This window comes from Rothia nasimurium, assembly GCF_928381415.1.
Lineage (GTDB): Bacteria > Actinomycetota > Actinomycetes > Actinomycetales > Micrococcaceae > Rothia > Rothia nasimurium_H.
In genome coordinates this window covers 1-251 of record NZ_CAKMSF010000053.1, presented here as the reverse complement: position 1 = coordinate 251, position 251 = coordinate 1, and the positions used below count along the sequence as shown (strand labels likewise).

The window sequence follows — 251 nt, the reverse complement described above, 5'->3', positions numbered from 1 at the left end:
GGAACGAGACGATTTTTCAGACCTGCCGACGCGCTGCCTATCGGGGCGAGGACTTTGAGAAACTGGCTTATGAGCTGAATAGCCAGTGCCAGCCACCGCTACCAGTCTCTGAGGTCGCCGGAAACGTAAGGAGTATCCAGAAGTTCATGAATGAGCGTTATCAGCCGGTTGAAGCCCGCCGTGAGCCGGGGGAGCCTGTACCTGATGCGGTACGCGAGTTCATGGCTGAAATCGGTCGCAAGGGCGGGAGC

1 protein-coding gene is annotated in these 251 nt (G+C 58.2%); it reads left to right on the top strand.

The window, feature by feature from the left end; all coding sequences use genetic code 11:
• Nucleotides 1–11 precede the first annotated feature (11 nt).
• On the top strand, nt 12–251 hold a 240-nt coding region (locus tag L7A20_RS12175), incomplete at its 3' end, for a hypothetical protein (protein WP_423817448.1).